This window comes from Cohnella silvisoli (assembly GCF_021190915.1).
Taxonomy (GTDB): domain Bacteria; phylum Bacillota; class Bacilli; order Paenibacillales; family Paenibacillaceae; genus Cohnella; species Cohnella silvisoli.
The window spans coordinates 81776-98551 of sequence record NZ_JAIOAP010000002.1; the positions used below are offsets into that span (position 1 = coordinate 81776).

Annotated in this window: 18 protein-coding genes; 3 read left to right on the top strand and 15 right to left on the bottom strand. The window is 50.3% G+C overall.

Annotated elements, in window-relative coordinates:
* Nucleotides 1-57: 57 nt before the first annotated feature.
* From lpdA to pdhA, 4 genes are all read right to left on the bottom strand, one after another.
* Complete coding sequence (gene lpdA / locus K7P76_RS03990) at nucleotides 58-1479, bottom strand: dihydrolipoyl dehydrogenase (protein ID WP_232183508.1); 1422 nt, start codon at nucleotides 1477-1479, stop codon at nucleotides 58-60.
* Between the two features lie 4 nt (nucleotides 1480-1483).
* Entirely contained in the window at nucleotides 1484-2857 is a 1374-nt protein-coding gene (locus K7P76_RS03995; RefSeq protein ID WP_232183509.1) for a dihydrolipoamide acetyltransferase family protein, read from the bottom strand.
* Nucleotides 2858-2873: 16 nt separating this feature from the next.
* Nucleotides 2874-3851: an alpha-ketoacid dehydrogenase subunit beta gene (locus K7P76_RS04000; RefSeq protein ID WP_232183510.1), complete on the bottom strand. Its 978-nt coding sequence runs from the start codon at nucleotides 3849-3851 to the stop codon at nucleotides 2874-2876.
* A 76-nt stretch (nucleotides 3852-3927) separates the two neighbouring features.
* The gene (gene pdhA / locus K7P76_RS04005; protein WP_232183511.1) at nucleotides 3928-5031 is read right to left on the bottom strand and encodes a pyruvate dehydrogenase (acetyl-transferring) E1 component subunit alpha; all 1104 of its coding nucleotides are present in this window, start codon (nucleotides 5029-5031) and stop codon (nucleotides 3928-3930) included.
* 245 nt (nucleotides 5032-5276) lie between these two features.
* On the opposite strand from pdhA, the gene K7P76_RS04010 reads away from it, so the two are divergent.
* A complete protein-coding gene (locus K7P76_RS04010; RefSeq protein ID WP_232183512.1) occupies nucleotides 5277-6032 on the top strand; it encodes an alpha/beta hydrolase in 756 nt (251 codons plus the stop codon).
* A gap of 90 nt (nucleotides 6033-6122) precedes the next feature.
* On the opposite strand, the gene K7P76_RS04015 is transcribed toward K7P76_RS04010, so the two are convergent.
* From K7P76_RS04015 to K7P76_RS04025, 3 genes are read right to left on the bottom strand one after another with little or no spacing between them, the layout of a single operon-like run.
* Nucleotides 6123-6659, bottom strand: a complete 537-nt coding sequence (locus K7P76_RS04015) for a hypothetical protein (protein ID WP_232183513.1) — start codon at nucleotides 6657-6659, stop codon at nucleotides 6123-6125.
* Nucleotides 6656-7129, bottom strand: coding sequence for a low molecular weight protein-tyrosine-phosphatase (locus tag K7P76_RS04020; RefSeq protein ID WP_232183514.1), 474 nt, complete (start codon nucleotides 7127-7129; stop codon nucleotides 6656-6658). Before K7P76_RS04020 ends, K7P76_RS04015 begins: the two co-directional genes overlap by 4 nt.
* Nucleotides 7126-7770 (bottom strand): trimeric intracellular cation channel family protein, encoded by a 645-nt coding sequence (locus K7P76_RS04025; protein ID WP_232183515.1) that lies wholly within the window; start codon nucleotides 7768-7770, stop codon nucleotides 7126-7128. The genes K7P76_RS04020 and K7P76_RS04025 overlap by 4 nt, the downstream gene beginning before the upstream one ends.
* Nucleotides 7771-7940: 170 nt before the next feature.
* On the opposite strand from K7P76_RS04025, the gene K7P76_RS04030 reads away from it, so the two are divergent.
* Nucleotides 7941-8594: a thiamine diphosphokinase gene (locus tag K7P76_RS04030; RefSeq protein ID WP_232183516.1), complete on the top strand. Its 654-nt coding sequence runs from the start codon at nucleotides 7941-7943 to the stop codon at nucleotides 8592-8594.
* On the opposite strand, the gene K7P76_RS04035 is transcribed toward K7P76_RS04030, so the two are convergent.
* From K7P76_RS04035 to K7P76_RS04050, 4 genes are all read right to left on the bottom strand, one after another.
* Entirely contained in the window at nucleotides 8591-9364 is a 774-nt protein-coding gene (locus K7P76_RS04035) for an MBL fold metallo-hydrolase (protein ID WP_232183517.1), read from the bottom strand. The genes K7P76_RS04030 and K7P76_RS04035 overlap by 4 nt on opposite strands.
* A 132-nt stretch (nucleotides 9365-9496) precedes the next feature.
* Nucleotides 9497-10168, bottom strand: a complete 672-nt coding sequence (locus tag K7P76_RS04040; RefSeq protein WP_232183518.1) for a GNAT family N-acetyltransferase — start codon at nucleotides 10166-10168, stop codon at nucleotides 9497-9499.
* Complete coding sequence (locus K7P76_RS04045; protein WP_232184450.1) at nucleotides 10150-10800, bottom strand: GNAT family N-acetyltransferase; 651 nt, start codon at nucleotides 10798-10800, stop codon at nucleotides 10150-10152. The genes K7P76_RS04040 and K7P76_RS04045 overlap by 19 nt, the downstream gene beginning before the upstream one ends.
* 20 nt (nucleotides 10801-10820) lie before the next feature.
* Nucleotides 10821-10985 (bottom strand): hypothetical protein, encoded by a 165-nt coding sequence (locus tag K7P76_RS04050; RefSeq protein ID WP_232183519.1) that lies wholly within the window; start codon nucleotides 10983-10985, stop codon nucleotides 10821-10823.
* Nucleotides 10986-11213: 228 nt separating this feature from the next.
* On the opposite strand from K7P76_RS04050, the gene K7P76_RS04055 reads away from it, so the two are divergent.
* The gene (locus tag K7P76_RS04055) at nucleotides 11214-11702 is read left to right on the top strand and encodes a C40 family peptidase (protein ID WP_232183520.1); all 489 of its coding nucleotides are present in this window, start codon (nucleotides 11214-11216) and stop codon (nucleotides 11700-11702) included.
* Nucleotides 11703-11811: 109 nt separating this feature from the next.
* Here the strand turns inward: K7P76_RS04055 and K7P76_RS04060 are convergent, their stop codons facing one another.
* The 4 genes from K7P76_RS04060 to K7P76_RS04075 form a co-directional block, all read right to left on the bottom strand.
* Entirely contained in the window at nucleotides 11812-13167 is a 1356-nt protein-coding gene (locus K7P76_RS04060; RefSeq protein WP_232183521.1) for a HAMP domain-containing sensor histidine kinase, read from the bottom strand.
* Complete coding sequence (locus K7P76_RS04065) at nucleotides 13164-13862, bottom strand: response regulator transcription factor (RefSeq protein ID WP_232183522.1); 699 nt, start codon at nucleotides 13860-13862, stop codon at nucleotides 13164-13166. The genes K7P76_RS04060 and K7P76_RS04065 overlap by 4 nt, the downstream gene beginning before the upstream one ends.
* 10 nt (nucleotides 13863-13872) lie before the next feature.
* A complete protein-coding gene (chrA, locus tag K7P76_RS04070; RefSeq protein WP_232183523.1) occupies nucleotides 13873-15060 on the bottom strand; it encodes a chromate efflux transporter in 1188 nt (395 codons plus the stop codon).
* A 70-nt stretch (nucleotides 15061-15130) separates the two neighbouring features.
* A complete protein-coding gene (locus tag K7P76_RS04075) occupies nucleotides 15131-16720 on the bottom strand; it encodes a serine/threonine protein kinase (protein ID WP_232183524.1) in 1590 nt (529 codons plus the stop codon).
* Nucleotides 16721-16776: the final 56 nt, after the last annotated feature.

Genomic DNA, 16776 nt, shown 5'->3' on the forward strand with positions numbered 1-16776 from the left:
ATGAAGGCCGACCACGATTTGTCGTGTGACCCTCATAAAGGTTTATTTGTATTCTACTTATGATTTTGGAGCAATTGTGTGGATCGGATGACCCATCGCGAGTTCAGCGGCGTCCATCGTGATCTCTGCCAACGTTGGATGAGCATGAATCGTCAGTGCGATATCCTCGATCGTAGCGCCCATCTCGATCGCGAGACCGATCTCCGCAATCATATTAGATGCTTCTACGCCCGCAATCTGCGCGCCGAGTACTAGACCGCTGTCCACGTCATGAATAAGCTTCAGGAAACCGTCGGAACCGTTCAGCGTGACCGCGCGGCCATTCCCGCCGAACGGGAACTTGCTGGACTTCACGTTGTGGCCTTTTTCCTTCGCTTCTTTTTCCGTATATCCGACGCTAGCGCATTCGGGATCGGAGAAAGCGACGGCAGGAATACATTTATAATCTACTTTAGATGGCAGTCCGGCGATGGCTTCAGCCGCGACCTTCGCTTCGTAAGAAGCTTTATGCGCTAGCGCAGCACCAGGAACGATGTCGCCGATAGCGAAAATATGCTTGATGTTCGTACGGCATTGATCATCGACTTCGATCAAGCCGCGCTCGCCGACTTTAACGCCAATTAGATCAAGACCGAGCTCTCCATCCGTATTCGGACGGCGACCGACAGTAACAAGAAGATAATCCGCCGTAACCGACTTCGACTCTCCGCCGACTTCATACGTCACGGTGACTTCCTTGTCGGTTTGCTCAGCGCCTTTAGCAAGTGCGCCATTCACGATATCGACGTTTGATTTCTTAAGCTTCTTCACGACAAGCTGGCTCATGTCTTTGTCGAAGCCCGGAAGAATCGTGTCCGCGCCTTCCAGCACGGTGACTTTCGTTCCGAATTTCGCGTACATTTGGCCAAGCTCGATGCCGATGTATCCGCCGCCGATGACGATAAGGCTCTTCGGCAATTCAGGCAACGATAGCGCTTCGGTAGAGGACAGAATACGTCCGCCGAACGGGAACGGCTTCAGTTCGATCGGACGGGAACCCGTCGCGATGATACAGTTCTTGAAACGGTAACGGGGAGCTTCTTGATCGTTGAACAAACGAGCTTCATTTTCATTGATGAACATCACTTCGCCGTTGAACATTTGAACCTTGTTTGCTTTAAGGAGCATTTCCACGCCGCCTGTCATTTTGTTGACGACGGACGTTTTATATTCTTGTACTTTACCGAAATTTACGCCAATGTTCTCTGCAGACAATCCGTAATCCGCTGCATGCTGCATGGCTTCGTAGTGATGCGCTGCGTTAATTAACGCTTTTGAAGGGATACAGCCTACGTTCAAGCAGACGCCGCCGAACTTCGCTTTATCCGCGATAATTACTTTCTGGCCCAATTGAGCAGCACGAATAGCGGCAACGTAACCGCCGGGACCGGCACCTACGATTAGCAAATCGATATCTAGAGAAGCGTCTCCTACTACCATTGGATTACACCTCCATCACAAGCAACTCAGGATCGCTGAGCAGCTGTTTAATGTAATTTAAGAAATTTTGAGCCGTTGCGCCATCGATAATACGGTGGTCGAAGCTGAGCGAAAGTGCCATAACCGGAGCAATTACGATCTCGCCGTTCTTGACGACGGCTTTCTCGGTAATCCGGCCCGTTCCCAGAATCGCAACCTCAGGGAAGTTGATGACCGGCGTGAAGAACATGCCGCCCGCTGAACCGATGTTCGTGATCGAGATCGTGCTGCCTTTCATATCGTTCGACGCCAACTTGCCGTCGCGCGCACGGGAGGCGAGATCGCGAATTTCGTTCGCGACGGACCACACGTTCTTACGATCTGCATCAAAAATTACCGGAACGACCAATCCGTTATCCGTATCCGTTGCGATACCGATATTGTAGTATTTCTTGTAGACGATTTCGTTAGCTGTCTCGTCGATCATCGCATTCAAAGCCGGGAATTCACGGCAAGCCGCAACGAGCGCTTTAACGATAAACGGCAGGTAAGTCAGCTTGACGCCCTTCTTCTCGGCAATCGGTTTCGCCCGCGTACGCAAAGCAACCAAACCCGTAACGTCTACTTCATCCATCAACGTAACATGAGGTGCCGTATAAACGGATTTAACCATAGCGTTGGCAATCGCTTTGCGAATCCCTTTGAACGGAACTCTCTCTTCGACTCCAGGTCCGCTTACCGTCGCCTTCGGCGCAGCTGCATCCTTTGATACTGCCGGTGCTGCCGCACTTGCAGACGCTTCAGCAGCAGCCTCGGCTGCCTTCGGCGCACCGCCGGCTATAAACCCTAGCACGTCTTCACGGGTAATACGTCCGTTCTTGCCGCTGCCGGATACTTCGGCGATGGTTACGCCTTTCTCGCGTGCGAACTTACGAACGCTAGGCGTGGCAAGAATTAATCCGCCGGAAGCAGGTTTTGCCGCTTCCGGTGCCGTTGCAGCTGCCGGAGCAGAGGCTTCAGGCGCTGGAACCGTCTCGGTTGCAGGCTGTTGAGCGGGTTGGCCTTTCGTATCCGCTCCGCCGGTTGCGCTGTCGCCGGAAGCACCGCTTGCCGCTTGAGCATGACTGTCTTCGGAAGGCTCCTGATGAGGAACTTCGCCTTCCGCTTCAATAATCGCAACGACTTCGCCGACATGCATAACTTGTCCGTCTTTGGCGAGCACTTCAACCACTTTGCCGTTAACCGGGCAAGGCACTTCTACGATCGCTTTATCGTTCTGTACTTCCATAATGATATCATCGTCCGTTACCGTCTGGCCCGGCGCGATATGCATTTTGACGATTTCGCCTTCATGCAGTCCTTCGCCCAGCTCCGGGAACCGATATTCAAATCTCGTCACCTGGAAACCTCCTCAATTAGAACTGAAGCACCTGATTCACGGATTTCACGATACGTGCAACGGAAGGAAGCCATGCATCCTCCACTTGCGCGAACGGATATACCGTATCTGGACCTGCGACGCGGAGCACCGGCGCTTCCAAGTGCAGGATTGCCTTTTCGTTAATTTGGGCAATGACTTCGGCTGCCGCACCGGAAGTTTTCTGAGCTTCCTGAACGACGATTGCCCGATTTGTCTTCTGAATCGATGCCACAATCGTGTCGATATCCAAAGGCATGAGCGTACGCAAGTCGATCACTTCGGCGGAAATGCCGTTTTTCTCGAGCTCGTCCGCCGCTTTCACGGACGTATGCACCATTAAACCATAAGTGATGATCGTAACGTCTTTACCTTCGCGAACGACTTTGGCTTTGCCGATCGGTACGGTGTAATCGTCTTCCGGAACTTCATCCCGGAATGCATGATACAAATTCAAATGCTCCATGAAGAACACCGGATCATTGTCGCGAATTGCCGAAATCAGAAGACCTTTAGCATCGTAAGGATTTGAAGGGATAACGACTTTAATTCCCGGTGTTTGAATGGCCAGCCCTTCCAAAGAATCCGTATGCAATTCCGCCGCTTTTACGCCGCCGCCGAAAGGGGTGCGAAATACGATCGGAGCGTTGTAACGACCGCCGGACCGGTAGCGCATCCGAGCCGCTTGAACGAACATTTGATCCAATGCTTCATAGATAAAACCAACGAACTGGATTTCGGCAATCGGACGGAACCCCTGGGTTCCAAGTCCGACAGCAAGGCCGCCGATAGCGGATTCCGCCAGAGGCGTGTCGAAAACCCGCGTCTCGCCGAACTCTCCTTGCAAGCCTTCCGTCGCGCGGAACACGCCGCCCACTTTGCCGACGTCTTCGCCGAATAGAATCACGTTAGGATCGCGTTTCAACTCAACGCGCATTGCGTCGCGAATCGCTTCCTTCATATTCATTTGAGCCATTCTGCTAAACTCTCCCCGCCAAGAGCGATCTGATGCGTCAGCGATGGAACATCGCCCGCCAGTCGTCTCGCAAAATTTATTGGAAATCGGCTTTTTGCTCTTCAAGATGCGGCGGAGTCGTTTCGAACATCGAATCGATCAGTCCGGCCACGGTCATTTTCTCCGTTTGCTCCGCTTTCTTGATTTGCTCGTTTACCGCATTTTTCGCTTCTTCTTTCACGCGGTTCGTATCTTCTTCGGACCAAAGGCCTTTTTTCTCCAAAAACTTGCCGAAGCGCACAAGCGGATCCCTCAAGCTCCACTCCTGCTCTTCTTCTTTCGTACGGTATTTGGTTGTGTCATCTGCCATGGAATGCGGACGGAACCGATAAGTCAAAGCTTCGATCAAAGTAGCGCCGCCGCCGTTACGGCCGATTTCAGCCGCTTCTTGGACCGCGGAAATAACCGCCAATACGTCCATGCCGTCGATTTGCTGACCGCGAATACCTGCGGCTAACGCTTTATGGGCAATGGATTGGGCAGCCGTTTGCTTAGCGAATGGCGTCGTAATCGCATATCCGTTATTTTGCACGAAATAGATGACCGGCAATTTAAACGAGCCTGCGAAGTTCATGCCTTCGTAGAAATCGCCTTCGGAAGAACCGCCGTCCCCCGTATACGTAATCGCAACGCGTTTCTCGCCCTTCAGCTTGAAGCCCATCGCGATTCCGGTAGCGTGCAGGATTTGCGCGCCGATTATGATTTGCGGCATAAGGACATTAACGCCCTCGGGAATTTGACCGCCATGCTGGTGACCGCGAGAATACAAGAATGCTTGGTACAGAGGCAATCCGTGCCACACTAGCTGCGGCATATCGCGATACCCCGGGCAAATGAAATCTTCCTTCACCAGAGCGTACTCGCTTCCGACCATTGTCGCTTCTTGCCCGGATACCGGCGCATAGAAACCGAGACGTCCTTGACGACCCAAGTTAATAGCCCGATCATCCCATGTACGCGTGAACACCATGCGATACATGATTTCTTTCAATTGATCATCCGACAGCTTCGGCATGCGCTCCGGATTGACGACTTCACCTTCCGGAGACAATACTTGTAATGGGGTAACGTCTTCGGACCTGACTTCATGCGATTGAGCGCCGGATTTCTTCACCGGAGCTTCCGTGGATACTTTGCTCATAAGGTTCACCTCATCTTTAATTGTGGAAGAGGGCTTTCTGTTATAGAATTATTATATCCCTGTTTAAGTGATTTGGTCAAAGAAAAACTCTAAAAATCCTTTGTTTATATAGCTTTTATCCATTTCATGTTTATATAACAGGATCGATAGAATTATGTAACAATATAATACACTCCTTTGTTTTTGACCTTCATTTGGTTTTCCCTTGCCCGTGATTTCCCATACCTGCTAAGGAGGTTTGTCCATTGAGCGACAGCCATTTATTTAAAAGAACGATCCATAAGCACGAGGTTCCTAGCGAATATCTACCTGAAGGTAACCGCACGATTCGCGTTTATTTACCACCGGGTTTTCAAGATTGGATTAGCTATCCCGTCGTTTATTGCCAGGATGGAGAAGACTTTTTTAACTTCGGTCGGATCGCTACTCATGCCCAAAGACTGATTATCGAAGAAGGCTGGGATCCTTTTATCATTGTCGGAGTTGATGTCGATAAAAAAATTCGCACCTCGGAGTACGCCCCGGACGGGGAGCGATACGCAATATATACCCGTTTTTTCACCGAGGAACTCATTCCGTGGGTGGAATCTCATTATCCCGTTCGCAATGTACCCGAGCAGAGAATACTGATTGGCGATTCGTTGGGCGGTGCCGTGTCCTTATCTCTTGCCATAGCTTACCCTAACTTATTCAACCGCGTAATCTCTCTTTCGGGTGCTTTTTACGATGCGTATTTCGCGCAGATAGAGCTAGCCCCGACTTTAGAGCAAATTAGGATTTGGATGTTGATTGGACTTCAGGAAAATGAATTTACGACTGACCGCGGAACATTCGACTTCGTGGAGTTGAACCGGAGAGCCTTTCAATTGTTGAAGGATAAAGGCGCCAAATCGCACTACGTGGAAAAAGACGGGGAACACAAATGGGGTTTCTGGCAAAATGAGCTGCCCGAGGCGCTTGGAGCATTCCTTGGGCCGGCTCCAATGGAATTTACTTTGTAAAACGCGATAATTTCGATGCGGGTGCGATCTTCGGTAGGGGCTGTAGCATTACTTTAGCAGTTATAGCTTTGTGAGTTTTCAATACGATGGTTAGTCCTTTTCTGTTCGAGGGGGAAGGTGTTTGTCCATTTCTTCAAGCAGGCGCTTCACTTCTTCCTCCCCATGGGCGCCGCTCTTGCGGAAAGCGAGCAATTGCTCGCGGATGTAGGCTTCCGTTTCGGCGTACTTCAATTCATTGTCCGATACGCCGCTCGGATCGTACCAGACGAATCCTCCGTCCGGACCGTTGCGTAAATACGCACAATTCCACTCCCCGGGATATTGGAACAAAGGAGCTCCAAGCGCCAAGGCAATCACGTCATCATGCTCGAGGGGGAGCAGATGATGGTACTCCTCCTCGGCTCCGCCGCCTGCCACATTCAGATGGAAAACCGCGTAATGCAAATAATGCTCGCCTGTTTCCGTATCCTTCACCAATCTATAAAGCTCATTTACATCTTCCTTAAGCGCTTTAATCGGCTCCATGCGACGGGTTAGCTCGTCCTGAGACACGATACGAAGCTGTGTGAAGGATACAGGCAGCGGAGCGGAAATTATTTTTTCTGATTGATCCGGCTTATCCATCAAGCTCCAACTCTCCCTTTGACCTTCTCCAACAGTTTCGCGCAACCTTCTGCAACTAGCTCATAGACCTCATCGAAATTACCGGAGTAGTAAGGATCCGGGACATCCGTAATCCCCTTCTCAGGCATTAAAGACAAAAACCGGACGATTTCCGCTCGAGCCGAAAGACCGAGCATTTTCCTAATATCGCGTTCGTTCTTCGTATCCATCGCAACGATCAAGTCAAAGCTGCCGCCATCTTCGGCCGCAAGCTGTCTCGCTTTCATTCCATCGTAGGAAATCGCGAAACGGTCCAGCACCCCGCGCGTACCTTCGTGCGGAGGGTGGCCGATATGCCAATCCCCGGTTCCGGCGGAATCGACCGTAATCTCTTTTTCGAGACCTTCGCGTTTAACCAAATCGCGGAATATTGCCTCCGCCATAGGCGAACGGCAAATGTTGCCCAAGCATACGAACAGTACGGAATAACTCATTGCGAACCTCCGGCATTTTTCCGCGCAGCCGCTGCAGTTAAGGAACGGCGGGGAAGTTTCCATTTATAATAGACGGATAACATCCTGAACAATACGACGAATAAGAAAAGGGCAAATAGCTCCCAGGGTTTCTGAATATTCGTTACCCCGATAACCAAACCCGCCGCTATCGCCCACATCGCATAAATCTCGTCTCTAAGCACAAGAGGCTTACGACCGGCCATAATGTCCCGAATCATCCCGCCTCCGATACCTGTCAGCATCGCCGCAACCATAACCGCGGTTAAGGGCAAATTAGCTTTAACGGCATATAAGGCGCCTTGAATCGCGAACGCAGCCAGTCCTATCGCATCGAAAAAGGCTTCGCTTCTTTTCCAATGATGGATCCAGTTAAGCGGAAGCACGAATACGATCAGAATGGCTATGCCCGCAGTCCTAAGAAACAGGCCTTGGCTCCACAAAGTCGTAACGGGCACCCCGATGAGCAGGTTCCGAACGACACCGCCTCCGAAAGCGGTAACCAAACCCAAGACGAACACGCCCAAAATATCATATTCTTCTTCCATCGCCACGATCGCTCCACTGACCGCGAAGGCGATCGTACCGATCAAGCTAAATACATGAAATACGTCCCATTCCAACTTAAGCTCTCCTTAGTGCGCTCCGTTAAAACCTTGTACAGCCGCTTGATATGTCAATTCGCATGATTTCTTACTCATTGTAGCGGCTAGCCTGGCAGTTCCGCAACGGTCATTTTCCCGGTATACTGGAATGACATTGGGTTCGTCCTACACCTCAGGAGGTTTCATCCATGACCGATCATTCCCATACGCGAGCGCTTATCTTTACGGGCGGAAATCTAGGACAATGGGCATTTGACTACATGTCTTCGCATGACTATATTATTGGCGCCGACCGCGGGGCTTATTTTCTTATTCATCATGGGCATACGCCTCACCTGGCGCTCGGAGACTTCGATTCCGTCCTTCCCGAACAAATGGAGCTCATCTCAAGCCGTTCAGGCGAATTGCTTTCATGTGACGCCGTAAATAAAGATTGGACGGACACCGAGCTTGCTTTCAGAGAAGCCGTGAAGAGAGGTTTCAAGGAAATCCTCCTATTAGGCGCGCTGGGCACTCGTTTCGATCATGGCCTAGGCAACGTCCATTTGCTTAGACAAGCTTATGAACAGCATTGTTCGCTAACTTTAATCGATGAAAATAACGAAATCAGCCTATGCACCGACTCGATTCAACTGAACGCGAGCGCTAGATTTCCTTATACTTCCCTGTTGCCGTTATCTCTAGAAGTGACGGGAGTTACGCTGCATGGCTTCCGTTACCCGCTGAACGATGCCACCCTGAAACTCGGCTGGTCTCTTGGAATTAGCAATATCATCGAAGAACCGCAAGGAACGATTACAATATCCTCCGGACTGCTTCTTGTTATTCGCAGCCGCGATTAAAGCGTGATCGTCAACCCGGTAGAAGCGAGCCGAATATGTGCCGGGAACCGGTAATCCTTATGAACATCTACATCGTGCGAGAGATGAGTGAAGATGACCGAATCCGGCTTTACTTCCTCCGAAATCTGTAATCCCTCCCGGATATCGTAAACAGAACGAGTGTCCATCGGGAATTGTTCCTCCACGTAGCTTGTGCCTAATACGAGCAGCGAAAGTCCCCTTAACGGAGCTTTCTGCTGATCGGTCATGTTGATCGCATCCGAACAATAAGCCCACTTCTTGCCGTTCGTTGTGTTCTCGAAATGGTACGCGTAAGAGAATCCGTTTTTCCCGTGATTCACTTTCCAAGGGGTAATACGCCACTCCCCGTAGGTCATGCCGCCGTCGTTATCTACCATCTTCAATTGCGTTTCGATCCAAGGAAATCGGGTTCGAATTTCATGCAGCACTTCATGAGGAGCGAAAATTCTAGCGGTTTCATTCGTCCACCGACAGGCGTCGGCCCAGTCCGCCAATCCACCGATATGATCGAAATGGGCATGCGTGAGCAAGGCTTGACTTAACCGCCGGATTCCCATGTCCTCCATTTGGGATCGCCAGTCCGGTCCACAATCCAGCAATAGCGGCGGCTGCTCTTCCAGTTCCATCAAGAGGGCCGACCGAAGCCTTCGGTTAGCCCCCGTCGTGCGGGCTTCTTCGCAAACCGCACAATCGCAATATACTCTTGGCGTTCCCATCGAGTCCCCATTACCGAGAAACGTAATACGCATCTTTGATCTCCTTTATTACCTGTATATTTCCAAATTGATCGGTAAACAGTACCTGGACAGAAATAAGCACCGGGTACTGCTTACCATCTTATGAAGGATAGATCACGGCATAGTTAATTATTACCCACTCATTTATAAAGGCAACAAATTGATTTCAGCACGGGTTTCAAGCTCCGCAATCATCTCCAGCCATTCTTTCGGCTTATTCGGCAGCGCGGAGTAATATTGAGTTAGAAACTGTACGATTAATGCTCCAGGAATCTGATGTAAATCTTCATCAGCCGGGAGAAAACCCAAATCTAGCTCCGTTACGGCTTTGCCTTCGTGATCCCAAGAGGGATGAACGTAAGTGATATCCAGCTTGCGATAACCTAAATGCGACAGCACTTCTCTTCTTACGACGGGATGCATAGGGAGCACGCTGCCGAATTTGAACGAGGAAACCGCGTGCGGCCTATAGACTTCCGCGAACATGCCGATGGAATCCGTTCCGCTTTGTTGCTGCATCCGCCGCAAATCTTGGGATCGTCTTACGTACAAGAACCGTCCTATGCCCTCCCCCATCATTCCAATGATCGTAAAATCAGTCATTGCGACGCGCAACTGCGGATAATAGCGATATTCCGTCGCCCCGACGACTTCCCCGTTTTTTACGGCTACATAGACATGAATATCCGGATCCTCTATCGGCTCCTTCCATAATTCGAACGCAAGCACTTCCTCGGGAGGAAAGATTAAGCTCATTAATTGATGCATCGCCGCAAAATAAGGATCCTCGATTGATGTTACCCGAATATATTCCATTTCTCTCTCTCCTTCTTGAATGGGTTGCGCCATTCCATCAATACCGCATAGTTTGCAGATTGTTCATCATCGATATAATTCGGCACGATACCGACCGGCAACCTGCCGCAGCGCAGCAAAAATGTAATTACAGGATCGATGATCTCTCCTATTGCAACCTGTTCTACATATTGCTCCGGCGTTAACCGGCCTATTGAATGCACATATCCAGGCATACGCCCGCCTCCGAGCAGCCTTAGGCAATCCAGATGAACGACAGTCTCGTACATCGACTGCAATAACCACTTGCCTAACCCGAATTTACGGAAAGCGGGCGCAACGCAAATATCGACAACATAAATCGTATCCCCTTCGGGCTCATGATTACGGATGTATCCGTCGTCGGTTACTGTCGCCCAGTCATGCTTTTCCGTACGATGTAACGTTCTGCGCAGAGCCGTCATAGAGCCGACGATCGTACCGTCGATTTCCGCGCAGAGCGCTCCCTCGGGGAATCTTGTTACATGTTCGGCCAATTGTCGTTCGTTCCACCAAAGCTCGGAAGGAAATGGCGGAGGAAAGCACAAGGCTTGCAAAGAAATTAAATCCGTAAAGTCCCTCCTCGCGTAATTTCTAATCGTAACAGGGAGCATTCTCGCCCCGTCCGTTACCCTTAGTTGCTTAAACACGTATCCGCCTCCCAAGTGACCCCGCTTCTCTTCAGATCGTTCGAGTACAGGCGACAAAACAAAATACGCACCGTTTCCGCCGCGTTCGAAACCTCATATGTAAGTTGCTGATTAGGCTGAAACTCGGCAACGGATACCCGCATTTTCATCGAAATCCCCCTCATGGCCTCTTTCTCTATTATAGGAGGAATTTGTTTTGGGGCAAGCTTGTTTCTCTCGTACGTGTTCTGAGAGAATTATCATTATTTTCTAAGAAAGCGCTCTAAACCGTTCCAACGCCAACTTTTTCTCTCTCCTTGGTAATAATTTGAAAAAGAGAGTCTGCTATACTGATGAGCGTGACAACTGAATACATGTACGATGGAGGGAACAACAGCATGAGTTTCAAAAACACACTCGTCCGAAAAGTAGTCAGCGTCAGCCTTTGCGCTGTCATCGGTTTCACCGGTTTTACTTTGGGGTATGCCCCAAAGGCTTCTGCGGCAACTAGCAAAGCGGACAAAATCATAACGTTAGGTAAGAAATACTTAGGCGTGAAATACCGGTTCGGCGCACCATCCGGTTCAACCTCCGCATTCGATTGCTCCAGCTTCACGCAATATATTTATGGTAAATACGGCGTGAAGTTGCCGCGTGTATCGAGCACGCAAGCAACGAAAGGCGTTAAGGTCGCCAAAGGAAGTTTGAAAAAGGGCGATCTTGTTTTCTTCAAGGTTAAGCGTACTGGCAGCAAAATCGGTCATGTCGGCGTTTATGTCGGCAACAATAAGATGTTGCATACATACGGTTCTCCTGGTGTTACATACTCTACGATTAGCTCCGGCTATTGGAAGTCTCATTACGTGACCGCCCGTCGCGTCCTTTAGTTCCGCTCTCCTTACAGTTATAAACGTCCGCCAATCGGACAAGGTTGCATAGAGAAAACCGGCAAATTTCGGGAAATTCCGAAATGCCGGTTTTTCTTGTTGTTGGCGATTATATTTTGCGAGGCAATTGAATGGAAATCGTCGTTCCGTTACCTGGTTTGCTATACACTTCCACGTTGCCTTCATGGATGTCGACGATTTTCTTGGCTATGGAAAGGCCAAGGCCGCTTCCTCCCGTCGAACGATTGCGAGCTTCATCCACTCGATAAAACCGTTCAAACATATAAGGAATTTCGCTTTCGGGTACGCCAATGCCGTAATCCGTCACTTCAAGCTTGATTCCGTTCTTATGCGGACGTATGCGCACGTCGATAGGCTCCTTGCTGTACTTTATCGCATTATCGATCAAGATAAGCAGCAACTGCCGGATTTTATCCTTGTCGCCTTTCATTTGAACCGAATGACCGTCCGTGTGCACGCGTATTTCGCGCTGGAAGGTTTTTCCCAACACTTCCGATAGCTCCCGCACGACGCTTGCAACGTCAAAGCGTGTAACGTTAAGCCAGTCATCCTGCTCGGCCTCGGCAAGCGTCAGCATCGAACGGATGAGGTTTTGCAGACGCTCCGTTTCCCTGGAGATCGCTTCAATAGCCTCATCCCGCACCTCAACGTTATCCCTGCCCCATCGTTTCAGCATATCCGCGTAACTGGAAATAACCGTTAGCGGAGTTTTTAATTCATGCGAGGCGTCCGCTACGAAATGCTTCTGGTGCTCAATCGTCCGATCTAAGCGATCGATCATCTGATTAAAAGCTCTGACCATCTGCTGAAGTTCCACGGATTCCTCGCGGCCGTTCAACCTAACCCGGTAGAGTTTGCCGCTTCGGTCGATTTCCCTCATCGTCTGCACCATCTGCCCGATCGGCCCGGTCAACCGCGAAGTGAACCAGTAAGTACCGAAGATCGCGAATACGATGGCGCCGATACTGGTCACGCTTAATGCCCCGACCAATATTTGCAAATAGCTGTCGAGCACCGTTAAGCGGCGGGCCGCCTCTACCGTTCCGATCAGATGTCCCTGGTCAAAAAAAGGCACGGACAAATAAAGAACCCTTTGTCCGTTAATTTGCCTCGTTTCAGATTGGACGAAAGCTTGCATCTGAGGCGGGATCGACAGCAGTTCCTCGTCCGTTCCGACTTTGTTGACGACCCGGACGTCCCCGGTCACGATTCTCATCATCTCGTTGTAATTATACAAATCGGCGAGAAGCTTAGGATCCTCGTATCCCCGCATGCCTTGCTTACGCAAACTCTCGATGACGAGATCTGCTTTGTTCGCAAGCAATTGCAGCTCTCCGCGCGTCGTGACGCGAATAACGAAGAAGTAAACAAAGATATTGTATAGAATCAGTATAAAAATAAGCCAAAATACGGTAAATAATGTGAATCTAGATCGCAGGGTCATGCATCCGGCTCCTTCAACATGTAACCGACCCCGCGTACGGTGTGAAGAAGCTTATGGCGGTAGCCTTTGTCCATCTTCTGCCGCAAGTACCGGATGTACACGTCTACAACGTTCGTATCCCCGATGTATTCGTATCCCCAAACATCCGACAAGATCTCGTCGCGAGTTTTTTCTCCGTTCTTATGCTTGGCCAAATAGAGCAGCAGCTCGAATTCGCGCGGAGTCAGATCGATGGAATGGTCTTTCCGATACACTTTGCGCGTCAATAGCTCGATCGATAAATCCCCGATACGAATGACGTCTTCGGTCTCCCCTTCACGGGACGCCTTGAATATGCGGAGTAAATTCCGCACCCTGGCAAGCAATTCTTCCATCGCGAACGGTTTCGTGATATAGTCGTTTGCCCCGTGCTCGAATCCGCTGACTTTGTCCGGAACGGTGTCCCTAGCCGTGAGCAGGATAACGGGAACAGCCCCGTCGTTCTGCCTTAGGCGGCGCAACACTTCAATCCCGTTAAGCTCCGGCAGCATGACGTCGAGCAGGATGAGATCCCATTCCCCGGATACGGCCATCTCCAGTCCTTTGCGGCCATCGGCGGCTCTGCCGACCCCGTATCCTTCATGTTCGAGCTCCAATTGCAATATCCTTGCAATGGCGTCCTCGTCTTCGATGATCAATATATTTTCATTGTTCATTACGGTCACCTCACAATGATAAGATCCAACCAAAAACAGCAGCCAAGGTGACTAGAAGCCAAGGCGGGCATTTCCATATAACGAGTAATAAAAATCCGATTCCTACAAAGATTAAATCCACTTTGTCATGTACCGTGCTTGTCCATACGGGGTTATACAACGCCGCGAACAAAATGCCGACAACCGATGCATTCACGCCATTCAACACAGCCCTTGTCCGCCTTTGAGTCCGCAATCGGGACCAAAACGGCATGACTCCTGCCACTAGCAAGAAAGAAGGTAGAAAAATAAAGATAACAATCACTGCTGCCCTTATCACGCCTTCTATCCCGGAAGCGGACACAGCGCCAAGGTACGCAGCGAATGTAAACAATGGGCCGGGAACCGCCTGCGCGGCTCCATATCCCGCCATGAACTGTTGTTCGTTCACAAGTCCAGTGGAAAGGATATTGTCATGAAGCATAGGCAGAACGACGTGCCCTCCGCCAAACACGAGAGCGCCCGCACGATAACCGATATCGGCTAGCTCCAGTAAAGGATTATGATTTAATGTAGCCATTATAGGTAAAAGAATTAGCAATGTTATGAACAACAAGAGAAACAGACCCGCCGTTATGCCTTTCCCAGTCAATTGCCGTTCATTCTGTGAAATAACCGCCTGCGGCTTCAAAATAAATGCTCCGGCAATTCCGCATAGCGCGATAGGAACAATTTGCCCGACGGTACCTGGAACAAGAATTGCAAAGCTTGCGGTGAATGCGGCTAATAGGATTCGCGGTCGATCGGGGGTGAGCGATTTGGCCATGCTCCATACCGCTTGCGCAACAACGGCAACGGCAGCCAGCTTTAACCCTTGCAGCCATCCAGCGTCCGCGAAGCCGCTTCCCTGCATACCGAAAGCGAATGCCATGAGCAATAATGCGGAAGGAAGCGTAAAGCCTAGCCACGCCATGATTCCGCCAAGGAATCCGGCACGCCCTATGCCGATCGCGATACCAAGCTGACTGCTTGCAGGTCCCGGCAGAAATTGACATAACGCCGTCAAATCTCCGAAGGCTTCGTCCGATAACCATTTCTTGCGCTCGACGTACTGCTCGCGGAAATATCCGATGTGAGCAACCGGACCTCCGAAGGAGGTTAAACCGAGCTTTAACGCTGTAATACCCACTTCCAGCCATCTTAATCGGCTGCTTTCCATACCCAATTCTCCCCTGTCAAACCCAGTTCTCCCTTACCCATTGTAACACGACTTTCTCAGCCGTGGAAAATCAGTCGAAGGATGAGATTATTTTCCTAATTAGACTATGAAATGCTTCATCCAAAGCCCTAAGCGTACATGGATCCGAGGGCAGTCCTTCGCCGCGCCATAAGGAGTTAAGCATTAGTTTTCCTGAGAAATCCGGAAGGTAAGCATCCGGATTGGTCGGAAATAAGGAGAGCCATTGCTTTCGTTCTGGAAACGATTGATCCCGATTGGCAATCCAACCGGACCGAATGTTTCGTTGCCTTGCCGACTGCAGCAATTCCTCGCAAGCAACCTGTCTGCGCGAGGACCATTTTACCGGATAACAATCCGCGACGATTCCGATTCTATCAACGGATCTAATAATCCAATCCGTAAGCTCGGATTTCTCCCAGCCGCTTGACACGTCCAAGAGCACGACAGGCACTCCTAGTCTTCGCAACCATTGAGCAAATGCGGCATCAGGCCCATTGCGAGCATACGCTTTCGGATTTAAGGGATAATAGGCCGCCTTGCCATCGCGCCAAGCCGGCACCGAGGCTTGCAGCCCGTCCGACTCTGCATATACAGCGCCTCTCGGCATCTTTCGGTCTCCATGAAGCAAAGCGTATAGTTCAGGCTCGCCGCCCGGACATTCGACCAGGGCATGCGAGATGCCCGAACGCGACAAAGACGAGGATAAGGCTAGGGAAGCGAATGTGGCGCCTGCGCCCGGATAAGCGGAAGCGATGGCGATTACGATAACCCCTTCTCTATTTGCGATTTGATGAACATGATTTGAATCATTCGATCGTTCGTTTCCGTGCTGCATGATCTTTAATTCAGAGTAAAGTTCGTTCGCCGATTGCGGCCGGTTTTGCGGGTCGATTGCCAGAATACGTTCCAATAGCAATGCGAACTCGGTAGGAACATCGTCTTGAAGAGCTTTCCTATAGACACCGCGGTGCCTGATCGCGAATTGACCGCCCGACAGCAGATGATAGGCCAGCGCTCCTAAGCCGTATATATCCGTCCTGGTATCAGACTGCTCCCCTCTTAGTTGTTCCGGAGCCGCGAAACCTGGCGTCCCAAGCTGCAGCGTATCTTTCTGACTCTCCTCCCTGTACCTCCTGGCAATTCCGAAATCGACTAGAATTGCATTATTGTGTCGATCCAATAACACGTTAGAGGGTTTCAGATCCCGAAAAACGATTGCAGGACTCTGCGCATGCAAGTAGATCAACACTTCGCACAATTGAATCAATATTTTTAACACCAAATTAAAAGGGAGATTTCGGCCATAACGATCAAACCTTTCGGTTAGCGTATCTCCCGCGATGTAATCCATGACTATACCGGCGACACCCGTTTCATTAGGTGGAAAATAATCTACGATATCAGGCAGATGGGGGTGATCCAACTCGCTCAACAGCTGCGCCTCCAGCAGGAAGGATCGCGCTTCATCAGGCAGCGGACACATCAGTTTAAGCGCCCTCGTTTTACCTCCAAGCCTTGTGTCTTCCGCTAAATAGACACGTCCCATACCGCCTTTGCCGATAGGCATAACGATTCGATAACGATCTCCGTAAAGCTCCCCTGCTCTCAGTTCCAACCCTGCAAGCCGCTCGTTATTCAATGGATTCTCCTGCCCTTCCGCGTATCTATTAGTGGTACAAAAAAACCGCACCACGA

Coding starts and splice junctions, on each gene's coding strand:
- lpdA (WP_232183508.1), bottom strand. CDS start 1,479: ATGGTAGTAGGAGACGCTTCTCTAGATATCGATTTGCTAATCGTAGGT.
- K7P76_RS04000 (WP_232183510.1), bottom strand. CDS start 3,851: ATGGCTCAAATGAATATGAAGGAAGCGATTCGCGACGCAATGCGCGTT.
- pdhA (WP_232183511.1), bottom strand. CDS start 5,031: ATGAGCAAAGTATCCACGGAAGCTCCGGTGAAGAAATCCGGCGCTCAA.
- K7P76_RS04020 (WP_232183514.1), bottom strand. CDS start 7,129: ATGAGTTATTCCGTACTGTTCGTATGCTTGGGCAACATTTGCCGTTCG.
- K7P76_RS04030 (WP_232183516.1), top strand. CDS start 7,941: ATGACCGATCATTCCCATACGCGAGCGCTTATCTTTACGGGCGGAAAT.
- K7P76_RS04035 (WP_232183517.1), bottom strand. CDS start 9,364: ATGCGTATTACGTTTCTCGGTAATGGGGACTCGATGGGAACGCCAAGA.
- K7P76_RS04040 (WP_232183518.1), bottom strand. CDS start 10,168: ATGGAATATATTCGGGTAACATCAATCGAGGATCCTTATTTTGCGGCG.
- K7P76_RS04045 (WP_232184450.1), bottom strand. CDS start 10,800: ATGCTCCCTGTTACGATTAGAAATTACGCGAGGAGGGACTTTACGGAT.
- K7P76_RS04050 (WP_232183519.1), bottom strand. CDS start 10,985: ATGAAAATGCGGGTATCCGTTGCCGAGTTTCAGCCTAATCAGCAACTT.
- K7P76_RS04055 (WP_232183520.1), top strand. CDS start 11,214: ATGAGTTTCAAAAACACACTCGTCCGAAAAGTAGTCAGCGTCAGCCTT.
- K7P76_RS04060 (WP_232183521.1), bottom strand. CDS start 13,167: ATGACCCTGCGATCTAGATTCACATTATTTACCGTATTTTGGCTTATT.
- K7P76_RS04065 (WP_232183522.1), bottom strand. CDS start 13,862: ATGAACAATGAAAATATATTGATCATCGAAGACGAGGACGCCATTGCA.
- chrA (WP_232183523.1), bottom strand. CDS start 15,060: ATGGAAAGCAGCCGATTAAGATGGCTGGAAGTGGGTATTACAGCGTTA.